Annotated in this window: 13 protein-coding genes and 1 pseudogene; 7 read left to right on the plus strand and 7 right to left on the minus strand. The window is 35.6% G+C overall.

Going from position 1 to position 16,130, the window contains the following annotated elements; all coding sequences use genetic code 11:
- Position 1 precedes the first annotated feature (1 nt).
- The 3 genes from nhaC to xylB all read left to right on the plus strand — a co-directional run bounded on the left by nhaC (position 2) and on the right by xylB (position 4,330).
- Positions 2 to 1,477, plus strand: a complete 1,476-nt coding sequence (gene nhaC, locus NBG71_RS03785; RefSeq protein WP_075672820.1) for a Na+/H+ antiporter NhaC — start codon at positions 2 to 4, stop codon at positions 1,475 to 1,477.
- 10 nt (positions 1,478 to 1,487) lie between these two features.
- A complete protein-coding gene (gene xylA / locus NBG71_RS03790; RefSeq protein ID WP_075672821.1) occupies positions 1,488 to 2,804 on the plus strand; it encodes a xylose isomerase in 1,317 nt (438 codons plus the stop codon).
- A gap of 71 nt (positions 2,805 to 2,875) precedes the next feature.
- Complete coding sequence (gene xylB / locus NBG71_RS03795; protein ID WP_075672822.1) at positions 2,876 to 4,330, plus strand: xylulokinase; 1,455 nt, start codon at positions 2,876 to 2,878, stop codon at positions 4,328 to 4,330.
- A 75-nt stretch (positions 4,331 to 4,405) separates the two neighbouring features.
- On the opposite strand, the gene NBG71_RS03800 is transcribed toward xylB, so the two are convergent.
- The 5 genes from NBG71_RS03800 to yegD all read right to left on the minus strand — a co-directional run bounded on the left by NBG71_RS03800 (position 4,406) and on the right by yegD (position 11,765).
- On the minus strand, positions 4,406 to 6,109 hold the full coding sequence (locus NBG71_RS03800; RefSeq protein ID WP_075672823.1) for a LeoA/HP0731 family dynamin-like GTPase: 1,704 nt from the start codon (positions 6,107 to 6,109) through the stop codon (positions 4,406 to 4,408).
- Positions 6,109 to 8,517: an SMC family protein gene (locus NBG71_RS03805; RefSeq protein WP_156733400.1), complete on the minus strand. Its 2,409-nt coding sequence runs from the start codon at positions 8,515 to 8,517 to the stop codon at positions 6,109 to 6,111. The genes NBG71_RS03800 and NBG71_RS03805 overlap by 1 nt, the downstream gene beginning before the upstream one ends.
- Before the next feature lie 293 nt (positions 8,518 to 8,810).
- Positions 8,811 to 9,074, minus strand: a complete 264-nt coding sequence (gene yjbD, locus NBG71_RS03810; RefSeq protein ID WP_250916548.1) for a DUF3811 domain-containing protein — start codon at positions 9,072 to 9,074, stop codon at positions 8,811 to 8,813.
- Positions 9,075 to 9,246: 172 nt separating this feature from the next.
- Positions 9,247 to 10,272, minus strand: a complete 1,026-nt coding sequence (locus tag NBG71_RS03815) for a threonine aldolase family protein (protein WP_250916549.1) — start codon at positions 10,270 to 10,272, stop codon at positions 9,247 to 9,249.
- Positions 10,273 to 10,412: 140 nt separating this feature from the next.
- On the minus strand, positions 10,413 to 11,765 hold the full coding sequence (gene yegD, locus NBG71_RS03820) for a molecular chaperone (protein WP_191902060.1): 1,353 nt from the start codon (positions 11,763 to 11,765) through the stop codon (positions 10,413 to 10,415).
- Positions 11,766 to 12,001: 236 nt separating this feature from the next.
- Between yegD and NBG71_RS03825 the strand changes: the two genes are divergently transcribed.
- Positions 12,002 to 12,478: a hypothetical protein gene (locus NBG71_RS03825; RefSeq protein WP_223672429.1), complete on the plus strand. Its 477-nt coding sequence runs from the start codon at positions 12,002 to 12,004 to the stop codon at positions 12,476 to 12,478.
- Here the strand turns inward: NBG71_RS03825 and NBG71_RS03830 are convergent, their stop codons facing one another.
- Entirely contained in the window at positions 12,479 to 13,402 is a 924-nt protein-coding gene (locus tag NBG71_RS03830; RefSeq protein ID WP_250916550.1) for a LysR family transcriptional regulator, read from the minus strand.
- Between the two features lie 98 nt (positions 13,403 to 13,500).
- Here NBG71_RS03830 and NBG71_RS03835 point away from each other — a divergent pair, with 98 nt between their 5' ends.
- Positions 13,501 to 13,956, plus strand: a complete 456-nt coding sequence (locus NBG71_RS03835) for a DMT family transporter (RefSeq protein WP_191902063.1) — start codon at positions 13,501 to 13,503, stop codon at positions 13,954 to 13,956.
- A gap of 3 nt (positions 13,957 to 13,959) precedes the next feature.
- The gene (locus NBG71_RS03840) at positions 13,960 to 14,391 is read left to right on the plus strand and encodes a DMT family transporter (protein WP_250916551.1); all 432 of its coding nucleotides are present in this window, start codon (positions 13,960 to 13,962) and stop codon (positions 14,389 to 14,391) included.
- A 27-nt stretch (positions 14,392 to 14,418) separates the two neighbouring features.
- Here NBG71_RS03840 and NBG71_RS03845 read toward each other — a convergent pair whose 3' ends face one another.
- On the minus strand, positions 14,419 to 14,832 hold the full coding sequence (locus tag NBG71_RS03845) for a DUF6122 family protein (protein ID WP_191902064.1): 414 nt from the start codon (positions 14,830 to 14,832) through the stop codon (positions 14,419 to 14,421).
- A gap of 102 nt (positions 14,833 to 14,934) precedes the next feature.
- Here NBG71_RS03845 and NBG71_RS03850 point away from each other — a divergent pair.
- Positions 14,935 to 16,022, plus strand: a pseudogene (locus NBG71_RS03850) (linear amide C-N hydrolase).
- The last annotated feature ends 108 nt before the right edge of the window (positions 16,023 to 16,130 follow it).

Raw genomic sequence — 16,130 nt, forward strand, 5'->3', positions numbered from 1 at the left:
AATGAAAACGCAAACGATAAACAGCCCGAGAACACCTACATTACTCGAATCACTCTTTCCTATATTCACCATGGTGGTGCTATTAGGAGGAGGCTACGCCGCTTTTGATTTACCACCAGAGCCTTTAATGGTGCTGTCTACAGTTGTAGCTGCACTATTGGTCAAACGATTAGGGTATCGCTATGACGAGATCTTAACGGCAATATCACAAAAAATTGCTAAAACCATGCCAGCTTTACTGATTTTAATCAGCGTGGGCTTGTTAATCGGCACATGGATGATTGGTGGTACCATTCCATTGATGATCTATTACGGCTTAAAAATGATCAGCCCAGAAATGCTTTATGTTACGGCATTATTGGTGACATCATTAGTGTCGGTCTGTACAGGAACTTCATGGGGCTCAGCAGGAACCATCGGTGTTGCCTTTATGGGGGTTGCTGTTGGTATGGAAGCAAATCTTGCTGCAACAGCGGGTGCCGTAGTTGCGGGTGCCTATTTCGGCGACAAACTTTCACCGCTATCAGGTGATACTAACCTTGCCGCAATGGCCGCAAGGATCGACCTCTATCAACATATCTGGCACTTACTTTATACCACACTGCCTTCGCTCATTTTAACCGCAATTGTGATGACTGTTTATGGCATGAACGGTGATTTAGCAGGACAAGGTGTGCCAGAAAAAGTGACATTAATTACCAATGGTCTTGAGAATGTTTATAACTTCAATCTAATCCTTCTCATTCCTGTATTAGTGATTTTATATGGTTCAGTAACGAAAAAACCAACTATCCCTGTGATGTTAGCTTCGGCCGCCATTGCTATGTTTAATGCTTATCTTATTCAAGGTTTTGGATTACATGACATCGTAAAAAGTGCGGTTGATGGCTTCAATGTCTCAATGATCCAAGGGAAAGAAGTTCCTGAATTATTAGGTAACTTATTAAATCGTGGTGGCATGAACTCAATGATGAGCACCCTGCTTATCTGCTTCTGCGCCCTCTCTTTTGCCGGTACTTTATCGTTAAGTGGCGCATTAGAAGTGATTGTCCATGCATTATTAAAAATGGTTCACTCAACTGGTTCAATGATCTTAGCCACAATTGCTTGTGGGCTAACCATGATTGGCGTGACCTGTAATGGACAAATCTCAATCCTTATTCCTATTGAAATGTTGCGCGGTGCTTATATCGAACGAGGCTTACACCCTAAAAACCTAGCTCGTACGGTAGAAGACTCTGCCACTATCTTTGAACCCATTTTACCGTGGACAGCCGCAGGCGCTTATATGGCAGGTACGTTAGGCGTTGCAACCTTAAGTTACTTACCTTGGGCTGTATTGTGCTGGAGTGGCATCTTCTTCGCCATGCTGTGGGGTTTCACGGGCTTTGGCATTGCCAAATTAACACCAGAAGAGCAGGAAGAGATGACTGCTGAGCTTGAATCACATTCAGAATTACAACTTGATACTAAATAAGGACGGTTCCATGTCTTACTTTGATAAAATTGAACAAATTCAATATGAAGGCACAACAAGCGATAATCCATTAGCGTTTCGTTACTATAATCCAGATGAGATTATTTTAGGTAAACGCATGGAAGATCACCTAAGATTTGCCGCTTGCTACTGGCATAATTTTTGCTGGAATGGTTCTGATATGTTCGGTATAGGTACTTTTGATAGACCGTGGCAAACACCGGGTGAAGCATTAGAACAAGCAAAACGTAAAGCAGATGTTGCCTTTGAGTTCTTTCATAAGCTCAATGTTCCTTTCTACTGTTTTCATGATGTGGATGTTATTTCTGAAGGCAATAACATCAATGAATATATCTCTAATATGGCGGCGATCACCGATGTATTAGCGAAAAAACAAGAAGAAACCAACGTTAAGCTATTATGGGGAACCGCAAACTGCTTCACCAATCCTCGTTATGGTGCGGGTGCAGCGACTAACCCTGATCCTGATGTTTTTGCATGGGCTGCGACACAAGTTTGTGAAGCAATGAAAGCAACAAAAGCGCTGGGGGGTGAAAACTATGTATTATGGGGCGGACGCGAAGGTTATGAAACGCTGTTAAATACAGACTTACGCCAAGAAAGAGAGCAAATTGGTCGCTTTATGCAGATGGTTGTTGAGCATAAACATAAAATTGGTTTCCAAGGCACATTACTGATTGAACCAAAACCACAAGAGCCGACAAAACATCAATACGATTACGATACTGCGACTGTTTATGGTTTCTTAAAACAGTTTGGTCTTGAAAAAGAAGTCAAAGTAAACATTGAAGCCAACCACGCAACGTTAGCAGGACATAGCTTCCATCATGAAATTGCGACTGCCATTGCGTTAGGTATTTTAGGCTCTGTTGATGCTAACCGTGGTGATCCACAATTAGGTTGGGATACAGACCAATTCCCAAATAGCGTAGAAGAAAATGCACTAGTCATGTATGAAATTCTTAAATCAGGTGGATTTACAACAGGTGGTTTAAACTTTGATGCAAAAGTTCGTCGTCAAAGTAATGATAAATATGACCTTTTCTACGGACATATTTCAGGAATGGATACAATGGCAATGGCATTACGCATTGCAGCAAGAATGATCCAAGATGGTGGTCTTGATAAATTTACAGCGCAGCGTTATTCAGGCTGGAGTGCAGAGTTTGGTCAAAATATCTTACAAGGTAAATTAAGCCTTGAAGAAGTAGCAAAATATGCACAAAGCAACACCTTAGCGCCACAATTACAAAGTGGACGCCAAGAAATGCTAGAAAGTTTAGTGAATCGCTATATTTTTGGCTAATGGCATAAATGTAATAACATAGCGGGCTTTCCGCTGTGTTATTAATTAGATACAGGTCATGGGATAACTTTATGTATTTAGGGCTAGATTTAGGCACTTCGAGCGTTAAAGCGATCATTATGAATGAGCAAGGTGACGTTATCGCCAGTCATTCCGTTTCTTTAGCAATATCACGCCCTCACCCTCAATGGTCAGAACAAGATCCCCTGCAATGGTGGCAAGCAACAGATGAAGCCATTCTTCAGCTTGGACGCAGTTATCCAATGGATCAAATCGAGGCGATTGGACTAAGCGGTCAAATGCATGGTGCCGTTTTGCTTGATGCTCAACAAGCGGTGTTGCGTCCTGCAATCTTATGGAATGATGGCCGTAGTTTTAAACAGTGTCAGGCACTTGAAGCGCAATATCCCCAGTTTAAAAAAATTACGGGTAACTTAGTTATGCCCGGCTTTACTGCGCCAAAACTACAATGGGTTGCTGAAAATGAGCCTGAAATTTTTCAACGCATTGCGCATGTTTTATTACCTAAAGATTTTTTACGTTGGAAGATGAGCGGTAATTTCGCCAGTGATATGTCGGATTCAGCAGGTACGCTTTGGCTAGATATGCAAAAGCGAGATTGGAGTGATGAGCTTTTAAATGCCACAGGATTAACGCGTCGTCAAATGCCGACGTTGTTTGAAGGCAATCAAATAACCGGCTATCTATTGGCTGATATCGCTAAAAAATGGCAGATGAAACAAGTGCCTATTATTGCTGGTGGTGGCGATAATGCAGCGGGTGCAATTGGTGTCGGCGTTTATCAGCCCGGTCAAGCGATGCTCTCTCTAGGTACTTCAGGTGTTTATTTTGTTGTTAGCGAAAAGTTTCTCCAAAATAGTGACAATGCAGTACACAGTTTTTGTCATGCATTACCTAATACTTGGCATTTAATGTCTGTGATGCTAAGTGCTGCATCGTGCCTTGATTGGGTGTGTCAATTGACAGGAATTGAGAGTGTGGGTGCGATGTTTGAAGAGATTGAACACGCAATTTTTGCTGATAGCCCCCTCCTGTTTTTACCTTATCTTTCAGGCGAACGGACGCCTTATAACAATCCTAATGCGAAAGGTGTCTTTTGGGGATTAACCCATGAACATCAACGTGCTGACTTATGCCAAGCTGTTCTTGAAGGTATAAGCTTTGCGTTACGACAAGGGATTGAAGTTGCTGAAAATGCAGGTCAATTAGCTAATAACATTACGTTAATTGGTGGTGGTGCAAGGAGTGAATATTGGCGACAATTGCTCGCAGATATTACAGGAAAAACCCTCGATTATCGCCAAGGTGGCGATGTTGGTCCGGCACTTGGAGCTGCGAGACTAGCACAATTGGCAGTAAACCCTGCTCATTCATCACAGGTTATTCTTTCTCAACCTAAGCTTAACAAACGCCACACACCAAATTTAGAAAAACATAAAACATATGAAAAAAAATATCATGCCTTTAAAAAGTTATATTCATTAATTGATACGATGGAAATATAACTATATTGCGTCAATATCAGGGTAAAAGAATAGCGCTAATTTTTCAAAAGTTAGCGCTATTTTATGTTCGCTTAATTAAAAAAGAGTCACTAGTTCACTTTCTAATAATTTTGCTTCTGTAAGCCAAGCTGAGAATACATTTTCTCTTTCTCGACTATCAGATAAATTTGAACCCAGTTCTTTGATTTGATTGTTAAGTGTTATGTAATTAGCGAAGAATTTTTCTGCAAATTCAGGTGAGTCAATTAATGCAACAAGGTCGCTTCTTTGTTCGTTAAATCCTTTGACCATATCATCAATAACTTGTTTAAATTGCTCTTCTTTTTTATATTTATCATAGCTATCCCAAATCTCTATAATCACACCAACAGCCGCTAACGCCGCATTGGCACCTTTAGCAAAATTAATAGCACCATAAGGTTTAAATTTAAGATATTTACCAATATCAAGACCAACAGTTTTAGCAACAGACACGATGCCATCACGTGTTGCAAGTACAGTTTTATTATTAATAAAATTGCCTTTTAGGACGTTATTTATTCCCATTTTACCTAGGGATTTAATTGTATTATTAAAATGGCTCACTTCACTATCAAAACTGGTTTGTATTTTTTCAACTTCAAGATTAATAACACCCATCTGACTACGAAATTCATTTTGCAGTTTATTATTAATCATGATGCCTTCATCACCAATTTCACGCTCATAAAAATCACTAAATGTTTCAATGCTGCATCCTTTGGCTTGCATGATTAAGTCAGCAAAGTAGTGAGTAACAAAATTACTCAATGTAATTTGAGTTTCACTAATTTGTGCTTGGGTATTTCTCATTTGATTATCTAAACGCTGATAAGCTTTTTCAAGTTGGCCCACTTCATGGGAAATACTAGCATTAGCATCAATAGCTATAGGCAATTGCTTATGAAGAATATCACTGATAACGCTTGTACGCATTTCAGCATCTAATGCCTCACTTCCTCCATTTTGAGTAATTTTATTTGCTGTCGCTGTTTGCAAATGAGTGATATGAGAAAGTGCTTTAAATTGCTCAATATTTTCAAGCCAGTAATCAATACCTTCATCAAAAGGATTGGCGGCAACAGCAACAATAGATAATGTATTAATCTCTTCTTGTGTAAGAGATATCATATCTTGTAAACGACCAATGACATTTTGTTGTTTTATATTAAGATTTTCTTGATAGTCATCTTCATCTTCAACATCGGCAACTTCATCGAACCTGCTTAAGACAAAAATAGTACGTGGCAATAAATTTAGAGTACGGAATAACCAATACATATCTTCTTTATGACTTTCTTTAATCGGATTGGTTGAATTCATAACATAAAGAACAAGGTGTGCATCACTGACATGTTTTTTAGTGAGATCTTTATATTTTTCTACCTCAAATGTTTGTGCATTTTGCTGCTCTTTAAAACCAAATAACCCCGGAGTATCGATTAACACGAACTCTTCGCCAATTTCATAAACTTTAACTTCATTAGAAGATTCCTGATGGCTAATTTTCATCGTGGATTTATCTAGTTTTTCCATCCATGCAGCCGCTATTGAGGTTTTCCCTTCTGAAAAACCACCTATTAATGCAACTTTTAACTTTTCATCAACTACATGAGCAATATTATTTTCTAATTTTTTAATTAAAGAAGGATCAATGGAAACACCTGCTTGAGTACCTTGTTGTAAAAAGCGTAAGAGTCTATTCAATAAATTAAGGATTTGAGTTTGCTTTTCGTTAAAGTTAGTGAGTGTATGTTTCATTACAAATTACCTTCTGTTTGAATACTTCTAGATAAGATTTTTAGTTTTTGATTTGAATTTTTTAACAATACTGCCGTTTGGTTCATTTTGATTATTGGCTCATCAAGTGATTGTTTAATTGTTTTTATACTATCTTTCATTTTAGGAAGAACTTGAGCTAAATTGTCGTTTAAAGTTTCTGTCAAATGAGATTCAATTTTGCGTAAGTTTTCGTTAGTTGATTTTTTTTGTTGAGACATTTTATAATTACTACTCAGGAAACCCACAACTGCTTTACCAATAGAGACAATTGCTGTAAATGCTGACGCAGCAATAATCCACGCACTAGCTCCACCTGTAATTGGTATAAGTGCCAACCCAGCTAATGCACCCAATAAACCAGCTTTATTTATCCCACTGTCAATGTTGATTTTTATATTGATATCGTTATCTAATTTAGCTTTATTCAATTTCTCAGTTAGATGCATTAAATCTTGTGTTTGCTCTTCATAACGCTGAAAAATATCAGAAGCCTCAGTTTGAAAATGCTCAATTTGTTGTTTGATTGTATGAGGTAAAGAGGCTGAAAGTTTACTCAATTCTGCTTTGACCTTTTGTTCTAAAATCCCTTTAAAATGATCATTACTAATATTATCTTCAATACGTGAATAAACATTTGTACGTATATCATGTATAGCATCACGAATAAGATTTGCGATATTGCTATTTAATCGTGTTTGCATGATGCGGAAGCTTGAATCCAGTAATATCTTTGATTCTTCACACTTGACAGAAACATCATCAGCGAGATCTTGATAAGTTTTTTCTACATCATCAAGCCCTTTGGTAGTTTTGTTAAGAGCTTCTTTAGCTTTATTAAGATTTGCTTGATAAATTTTATTTTGGCTATCGGGTAGTAATTCTTTTTCCAACAAATTGATAAAATCAAGAATACCAGTCAATTCTAATAAATCATACTCCATGAAATCTTGTAAAAATTTAGTACGACGTTTGGCATTTTGAGAATGAGGAACTAAACAGTCTGTCGATGCTAAAAAAGCAGGTAATGCGGTTAATGCAATTGTTTTTTTATAATGAGAACCAAGTTGTTCACTCATTTTTTCATCTAATACAGACAAGCTGCTTGATTCATCATCAGATAGCAATGGCCTATTTTTTAATGTTAATTTTGGATTGGTTACTTTTTTATTAAAAATTGACCATACTTCTGTTTGTGAATTTAAATGTTGTTTTATTTTTTCTAATGTTCCTTTTCTTCCTTCATCCCCTGTTTGTGGTGGTGCTGCTTTATTTGTGATGTAGAAGACAGCATGAGCTCGTTCAATGGCATTTTCAATTTCTTTTAAAACAAGTTCTTCTTTTCCTTCAATGCCTGGAACATCTAATAAAGAAAAAACATTTCCATTTAGTGTTAAATTATAACATTGAGTTTCTCTTGTAAAATCAGCGCGGCCATCACCAATAATCTCACCATCAGCATATTGAGATAATAATGCATGTTGTTTTTCTAATAGTGTTTCTAATTGTTCATTTTTTTTTGTTAACGAAATACCCTCATTCTTTAAAAACTGTAATTGATCTTCAAATTGTTGCTTTTCCTGTTCTAACCTTTCATTTAAATTTGCTAGCTTAGAGTATAAGGGTTTTTGTTTTTCTTTAATCAATAGTTTGCGTGAATTATATTGTTGATGTATGGTTTTGCATTCGATTCCAGTTAAAATAACTTGTTTTTCTAAATTACTTAATGTGATTTCTTCAGGTAGTTTATTAAAAAAAAGAAGAAATTTCTGCCATAATGATGCCTTTTTTTTATATTCAGAAATTTGAATATTAATATCATCAATTTGCTGCAATATCTGAGTGTTAATGCGCTCTTTTTGTTCTAATTGATTTTTAATTTCATTAAGTTGCGGTAAAAACTCAATATCACTTTCTTTAATTAATTGTTGGATATCATATCTTTCCTGAGCGTGGAAATCATTTAATTCATTGATTTTTGATGTTGTTTTCTCTGCATTATGCTTGATTTCATCTATAGAGTTTTTAGTTTTTTCAATATCATCAGAGCAGTATTGATAATTAGCATATTGTTGACGGTATTTCTTCTGATTCTCTAATTTTTTTGATTCACGCAAAAGTATTCGCAGTGTTTCAATTAATGTTGATTTGCCTGCGCCTGTTTCCCCATAAAACGCGATAGTAAAAATATTCCATTCTGCATTCTTTTGTAAAGAATCAAGATCTTTTTTTAATACTTCTTGAAATTGTTCTAATTTATTTCGTGCATCACTTCCTGCTTTGTTTATTATTTCATCAGATGATTGCTCACACATCGAGTGTATAAGAATTGTAAGTTCATCATTGATCTTTCTATATATTTCATTGGGGTTATGAGGTTTTATTGTCATTAGTTAAATCATCTAAAAAATATGTCAGTAAAAATAAAATGTATTATTTTATTTTAATAATTTAAGCTAATAATTAAAAGCTCTAATTTACCTTTAAGATTGAATTGATAATAACGAAACAACTCAGTACTTATATCTTAAAAATAAATATATTACGTATATAAAATACTCATTTTATGAGTTTTTTATTGAAATTGACTAAATATTTTATTTTAATTTTGTGCGATATTTTGTGGTTAGGAATTTTAATCTCTTAGCCCTGATAAATAAATATATCAGGGCTAATTAAAAAATTAACGATAGCCACTACGATGGTTTTTAGCGGACCAGCTATAGGTTTCATCACTAGGGGCTAGTTTTTGTTTTTTCTTGAGGGCTTGTGCTTTTTTGGTGGCTTTTTCAACTTCGAGGGAGATTTCAGTAATAATGGAGTCTTTGACTTTATTCATTTCGGCATTGGTTAATTCGCGCCCTAATTTCTTTCTCTCTTGACCTATCCTGGTTTTTACTCGCATTTTTTGGGCATCGATCATCTCTTGGAGTGTCAATTTCTTCATTCTTTTACCCTACTTATGTTGAGAGAGGAGTAATTAATATAACATTATTAATGTACCTCTCCAGCATTATATTTAGATTTAAGGCAATTAAATTCTGATTATATTGAAAATGCATTACACACGTAATAAGCGTGTAATGCATAACAATAAGAGATAAGTTTAAACGGAAAATTTAAACTAATTGCAGAAATGCTGTTTTAAACCCATCGATATCTTGCTGTGTTGTTGCCCAAGAAGTACAAAGACGTAAGCAACTCAAGTTAGGATTTTTAAGTAATACACGATGAAAAACAAACTGTTGTGTTAATTTTTCCGCAATTGTGTTTGGTAAAATAACAAAAACTTGGTTAGATTCAGGTGGCGCTAAAAATTCAAAGCCTTGTTCAGTAAAGAATTCAGTTAATTGTGATGCCATTTCATTAATGTGTTTGCCTAATTTAAAATAGAGATCATCTTTAAATAAAACTTCAAACTGCGCACCTAATAACCAACCTTTCGCTTGTAATCCACCCTTTTGTTTTAAGCTAAAACGGAAATCAGATTTTAGTGCAGGATGACAAATCACGAGCGTTTCAGCTGACATTGCACCGATTTTAGTACCACCAATATAAAATGCATCGGTTAAGCTGGCGATATCTTCAATAGTCAGATCACTTTGTGCGGACATTAATCCTGCGGCTAAACGAGCACCATCAAGGTACAACCATAAATTATGTTCGTTACAGTAGTTACGTAATGCTTGCAACTCCGCTTTGCGGTAAACCGTACCAATTTCTGTGGCATTCGTTATATAAACAAGTTTGGGTTGAACCCAATGTTCATCATTATGCTCAGCAAGAATAGGTTTTAATAACTCTGGTGTTAATTTGCCATCAGCGGAAAATGTCGTGATAACTTTATGTCCTGTTGCTTCAATAGCGCCTGTTTCATGTGTCGCAATATGCCCAGTACTGACAGAAATAACTGCTTGGTGTGGACGTAAAAAATGAGAGATCGCAGTTAAATTAGTAATGGTACCACCATTAAAAAAGTGAATATCTGCATCAGGTTGTTGAATACGCTGTTTTATTGATTGAGCAGCTTGATGACAAAGCTTATCCATGCCATATCCATCATAGCGTTGCCCCACTGTATCAGTGATTGCCTTCATGACCGCAGGATGTGCAATTTCATTATAATCATTTTGGAAGCGGTACATGTGTTCTCCTGTCGAATGTTGTATTTTTATCGTGTTTTATAAAGCAAAACGCTCTACATCTAATCAATACAAAGATTGAATGTAAAGCGCTTTAATATATTGAAAACATCAGTTATTTAAAACCGACTATTTAATACTCATTATTTAAAGCAGACCTCGCCCCAACGCGCCAAACCTGCAGTAACCGATCCAAAGTCATTACCTTTAACAATTGGAATATTAGGCAATTGCTGTTCAATGGCTTGACATAAAATAGGTGAACGCGCAGAGCCTCCCGTCATAAAGACAGCATCGGGTTTTATTCCCCCTTGCAAAACGGCATCATTAACTAATTCAATCATTTTACTTTTAGGTGATTCAATCGACTCCACCATTTGCTCACGCTCAATGGTGCATTCTAATGTTTCACTTAATAAGGCGATATTAGCAATATATTCAGGAGAATCTGATAAAGCGATTTTAGCTTCTTCAGCACGTCTAACAATGCTATAACCCAATGTTTCATTATAGACTTCAATAAGACGCGCTATTTTTTCAGGCTCTTTAGCATCTCGTCTTAGCTGGTTTAATGCAGCTAGGTTTTGACGAGAATAAAAATCCTTTTGTGCTTCAACATTATTTATCGCAATCGGGTCCCAGAATTGCCTCAGTGGTAATTTAATCCCTGAAGACGTTAACCCTGTCATACCAAATAATGGCATAAGCTGTTTAAAAGCAAGATAAATATCAAGATCGTTACCACCAACACGTTGTCCACTATGGGCAAGTAATGTATTTGAACGGTCGGTTTTGCCTTGGTAGCTTGGCCCCATTTGAATTAATGAGCAATCAGTGGTACCGCCACCAATATCAACGACTAATACAGTTTGGTCTTTAGTTAACGTTGACTCATATTCCAGCCCAGCAGCAACAGGTTCAAATTCAAACATAATATTCTTAAAGCCGGCCCTTTTAGCTGCACGGATAAGAATACTTTCAGCTTGCCTATTTGAAGCGTCGCCACCTAACCCATTAAAGTTAATCGGCTTGCCAATAACGGTATCAGTGATCGCTTCTTGTGTACTTTTTTCTGCTTGGTGCTTAATATTTGCCATCATGGCGCAAACTAAATCTTCAAAGAAGCTAATTTGTATATCATGTAGGCCAGAAGCACCTAAAAAGGATTTGGGTGATTTAACGTAATAGACATCACGAGGATCACGTAGGTATAAACTTAGTGCAGATTGTCCGAAAAGAATATCTTCAGGAACTAATTCAATATCTTCTTCTCGATTAAACGCAATCGACTTTCTTAATAGCTGTTCGCCAACTTCGCTGGAAGGTTTAATATTTAAATGACGAAATAAGTGCTCAGAAACAGATTCACGGGTTGGCGCACAAAGGGTTGATGGAATATACACATCATTACCTTCTAAAGGCAAAAGAGTGGGTTTCCCCTCTTTCATAATTGCAACAGAACAGTTCGATGTTCCGTAGTCAAAGCCAATAAACATTCAGCCTCCCCAATAGACTTCATTAAAAAAAGACTGAGCACTCTACATCAAGCTTTTTGCAATTACCACCAGATTATGAGGTTTAAAAGAGAGAAAAATCCCTTAAAGCGACAATAAAAATGATTGGATTAGTCGCTATTTTTTAGCACATTTATTTCCTATTAAACTCAATGTAAAAAAGAAAAGTAGGTAAGATAAGTAAGCAAATTTATTAGATATTTTTTATGGATAAATAAATGAACACAATTCACTTATGCGTAGTAGGAATTTCAGGTTATGAAGGGCCAGATTTTATTTTAGGAGCTTTTGATAACGAAGATATTGCTGAAAAAGCAAAAACGATATTTATTAGAGATAATCAAAACGAGGAAAATCAAGTCAAAATACTTGCTGAAAAAGACCGATGGATAGAAGTTAAAGAGGTGAAATTAGATAGTTTTAGCTGTGATATTCCCCTTTCAGATTTTTATTACATAGTTTCACGTTTTAGTGAGGGATTTGGTCAGATCTATCGTGATATTGAAGCGATTTTTGATAACTATGAAAATGCGCTTGTTAAATTAGAACAACTTGAAAAAGAGCATGATGAATCTGATAGCTCGTTTCCTGAATATTTTGCGATTGAGAAGCTACAAGCAAATCAAATTAATGCTAAAACCGTAACGCAGTGGTTAGCAGATGACTTTTTCGGCGATGATAACCGTTTATTGTGATTATTCTTTTTCGATATTGTGTTGATAGTCGCTATTAACACCGAATTGCTCTTTTAAGAAATCAACAAATAGCGTTATCTTGCGCGGAAGATTTTTTTTGTCAGGATAAACCGCATAAATAAAGTGCTCAGGTAAATCGAAGTGCGTCAATATAGGGATAAGCTTTTTATCTGTATTTGATAAGGCTGTTTGAGTAATGAAATGAGGGAGTAAAGCAATACCTATTCCCTGTAAAACGGCTTGTAATAATGCTTCACTATTATTGGCACGATAACTACCTTTAGGAATGTGACTATATTTTTTACCTCTTTGATAAAAAACCCACTCCATGCCAGCTTGATATAATGAATACGATAAGCAATTGTGGTTTTTTAACTCAGAAACTTGCATGGGTTCACCATATTTATCAAGATATTCTGAAGAAGCATAAAGCTGGCTATGACAAGGTGATAATTGACGTGCTATCAATGAAGAATCGGGTAATTCACTAATTCTAATTGCAAGATCGTATCCTTCTGCTACTAAATCCGTTACTTTGTCATCAAATAAAAGTTGTACATCAAGCTCTGGGTACTTCTGCATAAATAAAGGCATTATCTTAGCAAGATGTAACGTACCAAATGACATGGGCGCTGAAATTTTAATTCTACCTTTGGCTTTATCGCTAAATTGTGAAACAGCCTCTTCTGCCATTACCGCTAACTTATAAGACTCTCGAATATAGCCAATATAAACAATGCCTTCTTCGGTTAAACTGACACTTCTTGTTGTTCTATGAAATAGGCGTATACCTAACTTCTCTTCAACACCCTGGATTGCCTTACTAACTGCTGATTTTGTCATATTCAATGTTTTGGCAGCTTTGGTAATACTCAAATGCTTAGTCACAGCAATCAGAATGGGAAAAACATTCATATCATTCATATTGTCAACCTAAAGTAAACAGTGTGTTTTCTTGCCTGTATTGTTGAAAGAGAATATTTTAAGCCCACACAAAAAATGATTTATATAGACTTAATATTATGAATAACAAGTATATTCTCTCTCTTGTTGCAGTCTTTTCTGGCGTTTTACTTTCATTAATGATTATGAGTAATAGTTACTTAGCCAGTTTTACAACGCCATTAACCGCATCATGGATAACACACGGTATAGGGACTCTTTTCTCTTTAATTATATACATTTTATATTTAAGAAAGAATCAACTAACTAAGAAAAACAATAACAAAATAAAAATCCTATTGTATTTGGGAGGGATCCCTGGGGCATTTACGGTGTTATTAGCTGCAATTATAGTAAATAGCCCATTATCGCTCTCCGGTAGTATTATTTTAATGATAACAGGGCAAATTCTTTTTAGCGTTATTGTTGATGCAATGGGATGGTTTGGGGTTGAAAAAAGGAAAATCACCCTACGTGATTTATTTATGTGCTTTTTACTTATTTCTGGTAGTACATTATTAATTATAGGTAGATAACTAATGAGTGTTTTTATTTTAATTGCATTATTTAATGGTGTTTGTATTGTAACAAGTCGTACTCTGAATGGTAAGTTAGCACAAAATAGCAATGCTTTTTATAGCTCTTTAATCAATCACTTAGTCGGTTTTATATTTTTAACTATCTTTGTTCTATGGGTGAAAGATTGCCACGCTATTGAACTATCTACGATCCCTTTAATTGCCTTTGCTGGTGGTATTATTGGTGCATTCTTCGTGGTCATTAATAGTTATGTTCTACCGTTATTGGGGGTTATGTTAACGTCTGTTTTAGCCATTTGCGGACAAATGATCTCAAGTCTAGTTATTGATATATTCAGTGGTATTGAAAGTAATAACCTACTATTGCAAATAATAGGTGTTTTGCTGATTATTGGTGGTGTGTTAATAAAATTTACTAAGCAATCTAAATAAAAAATAAAGGGATAATTAAAATCCCTACTATTTGGGTGCAATAAAATTATTATTGAAAGTAGACATAAAGTAATTTTTATCACAACTCATCGTTATTGTTAGATCGGGTTTTAATCCACCTAAATAGCAGTCAACTGAGTCGGTAAATAAGTGAAATAAACACCCTACTGCAATGGCTTTTAATTTCCATGAGGGTAAAAACCATATACCTAAGTAAATCAAGGCAGCCCAAACAGTATGTAATGGATGAAAGCCTACGCTACAGCGATTGGGATCAAATATAGGTGTTGCTAACAAATGGTCAATATCGATGGCCATTGTCCCTATCATAAGAAGTGAGGCTATCTTCCAATTCTTACCCCAGAAAAGATAGCCTAATAAAATGGGTGCCAGAAAATGCAAGCTATAGTGTAAAAATGTTCTAACAATTTCAAGTATCACAAGATCTCCAATGTTCTAAAAATATTTGTTATTTAATTACCAAATAGTTGTCGTATTCTTTATTTGAACTAACTTTAAAGGAGTTTTTTAATTAAGGAATTCATAATGAAACGCAATAAAATATTGGTTGGTTTATTATCCTCATTACTCGCTGTTTCAGTAGCGAGTGAAGCCTGTTCTAGTTTGGCTATACTTGATAAAAATAATAACGTTTACCAAGGTAGAACACTTGAACTGACGGCAGATTTACCTTCATGGGTTACTTTTTATCCTAAAAATACACAATTCACAAAAAAAGCTCCTAATGGTGAAAATAGCCTAAGTTATAGCAATAAATATGACATATTAGCCGTTACAACAGATATCTTTTTTGATGGTGATGATCATAACCTATTACAAGGTTTAAATAGTGCGGGTTTGTCATTTAGCGCCAATATGATAACAGAAGCTGAATTATCACCGCTTGATAAAAAGGATTATGATAAAGCCATTCCCGTTACTTCTATAGGTGAATGGGCTTTAGCTAATTTTTCAACAGTTGAAGAAGTACAAGAAGCGGTTGAGTCAGGTTATTTTTGGCTCCCGTGTTAAAAAACTTTGGCAATCTAAAATCGCCTTTTCACTATGCTTTTTATGATAAAAAAGGTGGCAGTATTGTCGTTGAAGCTACAAACGGTAAATTACACGTTTATCAAAATCCAACCCGTGTAATGACAAATGGTCCAGACTTTCCTTGGCATTTAACTAACCTCAATAATTATAGCCAATTAACTAATATTGATAAATCTTCAGGTAAATTGGCTAATATCAATGTCGTACAGCCTGATAGTGGCATTGCAACATCTCAATTACCTTCATCAGATACATCTGTCGGCCGTTTTATCCGCGCGGTTTATTTTTCAACCTACGCACCAACAGCCGAATCAACACCCGAAGCGATGAATACCCTAGCGCACATTATGAATCGCTTTGATAGAACAAAAAATATCACGGCTGATATCATGGGCGAAAGTCAAAGCACTAGTAATCAACTGCAAACGGAATACACTGTTTGGACAACGTTATCTGATTTGACGAATGGTACAATGAAAATAAGAGGCTATAACGATATCAACTATACCGAATATTCTCTTTCACAGTTTAAAGATATGAATAAACCTGCTTTTGAACAGATTAACTTGAATAAATAATCTTTCATCGTTGCGTTAGAGGCTGGCGACTTATTATTAACGCCACCTCTACTAAAATAACAATATAGAAAAGAAATATTTCTAATGTGGTGCTTAATTAGGCAACAC

Origin of the sequence: Proteus sp. FZP2095 (assembly GCF_023701425.1) — a bacterium.
In the GTDB taxonomy this organism is placed as follows: Bacteria; Pseudomonadota; Gammaproteobacteria; order Enterobacterales; family Enterobacteriaceae; genus Proteus; species Proteus cibarius.

What these genes read in the sequence shown, in the direction of transcription:
- NBG71_RS03835 (WP_191902063.1), top strand. Translation starts at nt 13,501, where the DNA reads ATGAATAACAAGTATATTCTCTCTCTTGTTGCAGTCTTTTCTGGCGTT.
- NBG71_RS03830 (WP_250916550.1), bottom strand. Translation starts at nt 13,402, where the DNA reads ATGAATGATATGAATGTTTTTCCCATTCTGATTGCTGTGACTAAGCAT.
- NBG71_RS03805 (WP_156733400.1), bottom strand. Translation starts at nt 8,517, where the DNA reads ATGACAATAAAACCTCATAACCCCAATGAAATATATAGAAAGATCAAT.
- xylA (WP_075672821.1), top strand. Translation starts at nt 1,488, where the DNA reads ATGTCTTACTTTGATAAAATTGAACAAATTCAATATGAAGGCACAACA.
- NBG71_RS03840 (WP_250916551.1), top strand. Translation starts at nt 13,960, where the DNA reads ATGAGTGTTTTTATTTTAATTGCATTATTTAATGGTGTTTGTATTGTA.
- xylB (WP_075672822.1), top strand. Translation starts at nt 2,876, where the DNA reads ATGTATTTAGGGCTAGATTTAGGCACTTCGAGCGTTAAAGCGATCATT.
- nhaC (WP_075672820.1), top strand. Translation starts at nt 2, where the DNA reads ATGAAAACGCAAACGATAAACAGCCCGAGAACACCTACATTACTCGAA.
- yjbD (WP_250916548.1), bottom strand. Translation starts at nt 9,074, where the DNA reads ATGAAGAAATTGACACTCCAAGAGATGATCGATGCCCAAAAAATGCGA.
- yegD (WP_191902060.1), bottom strand. Translation starts at nt 11,765, where the DNA reads ATGTTTATTGGCTTTGACTACGGAACATCGAACTGTTCTGTTGCAATT.
- NBG71_RS03815 (WP_250916549.1), bottom strand. Translation starts at nt 10,272, where the DNA reads ATGTACCGCTTCCAAAATGATTATAATGAAATTGCACATCCTGCGGTC.
- NBG71_RS03825 (WP_223672429.1), top strand. Translation starts at nt 12,002, where the DNA reads ATGAACACAATTCACTTATGCGTAGTAGGAATTTCAGGTTATGAAGGG.
- NBG71_RS03800 (WP_075672823.1), bottom strand. Translation starts at nt 6,109, where the DNA reads ATGAAACATACACTCACTAACTTTAACGAAAAGCAAACTCAAATCCTT.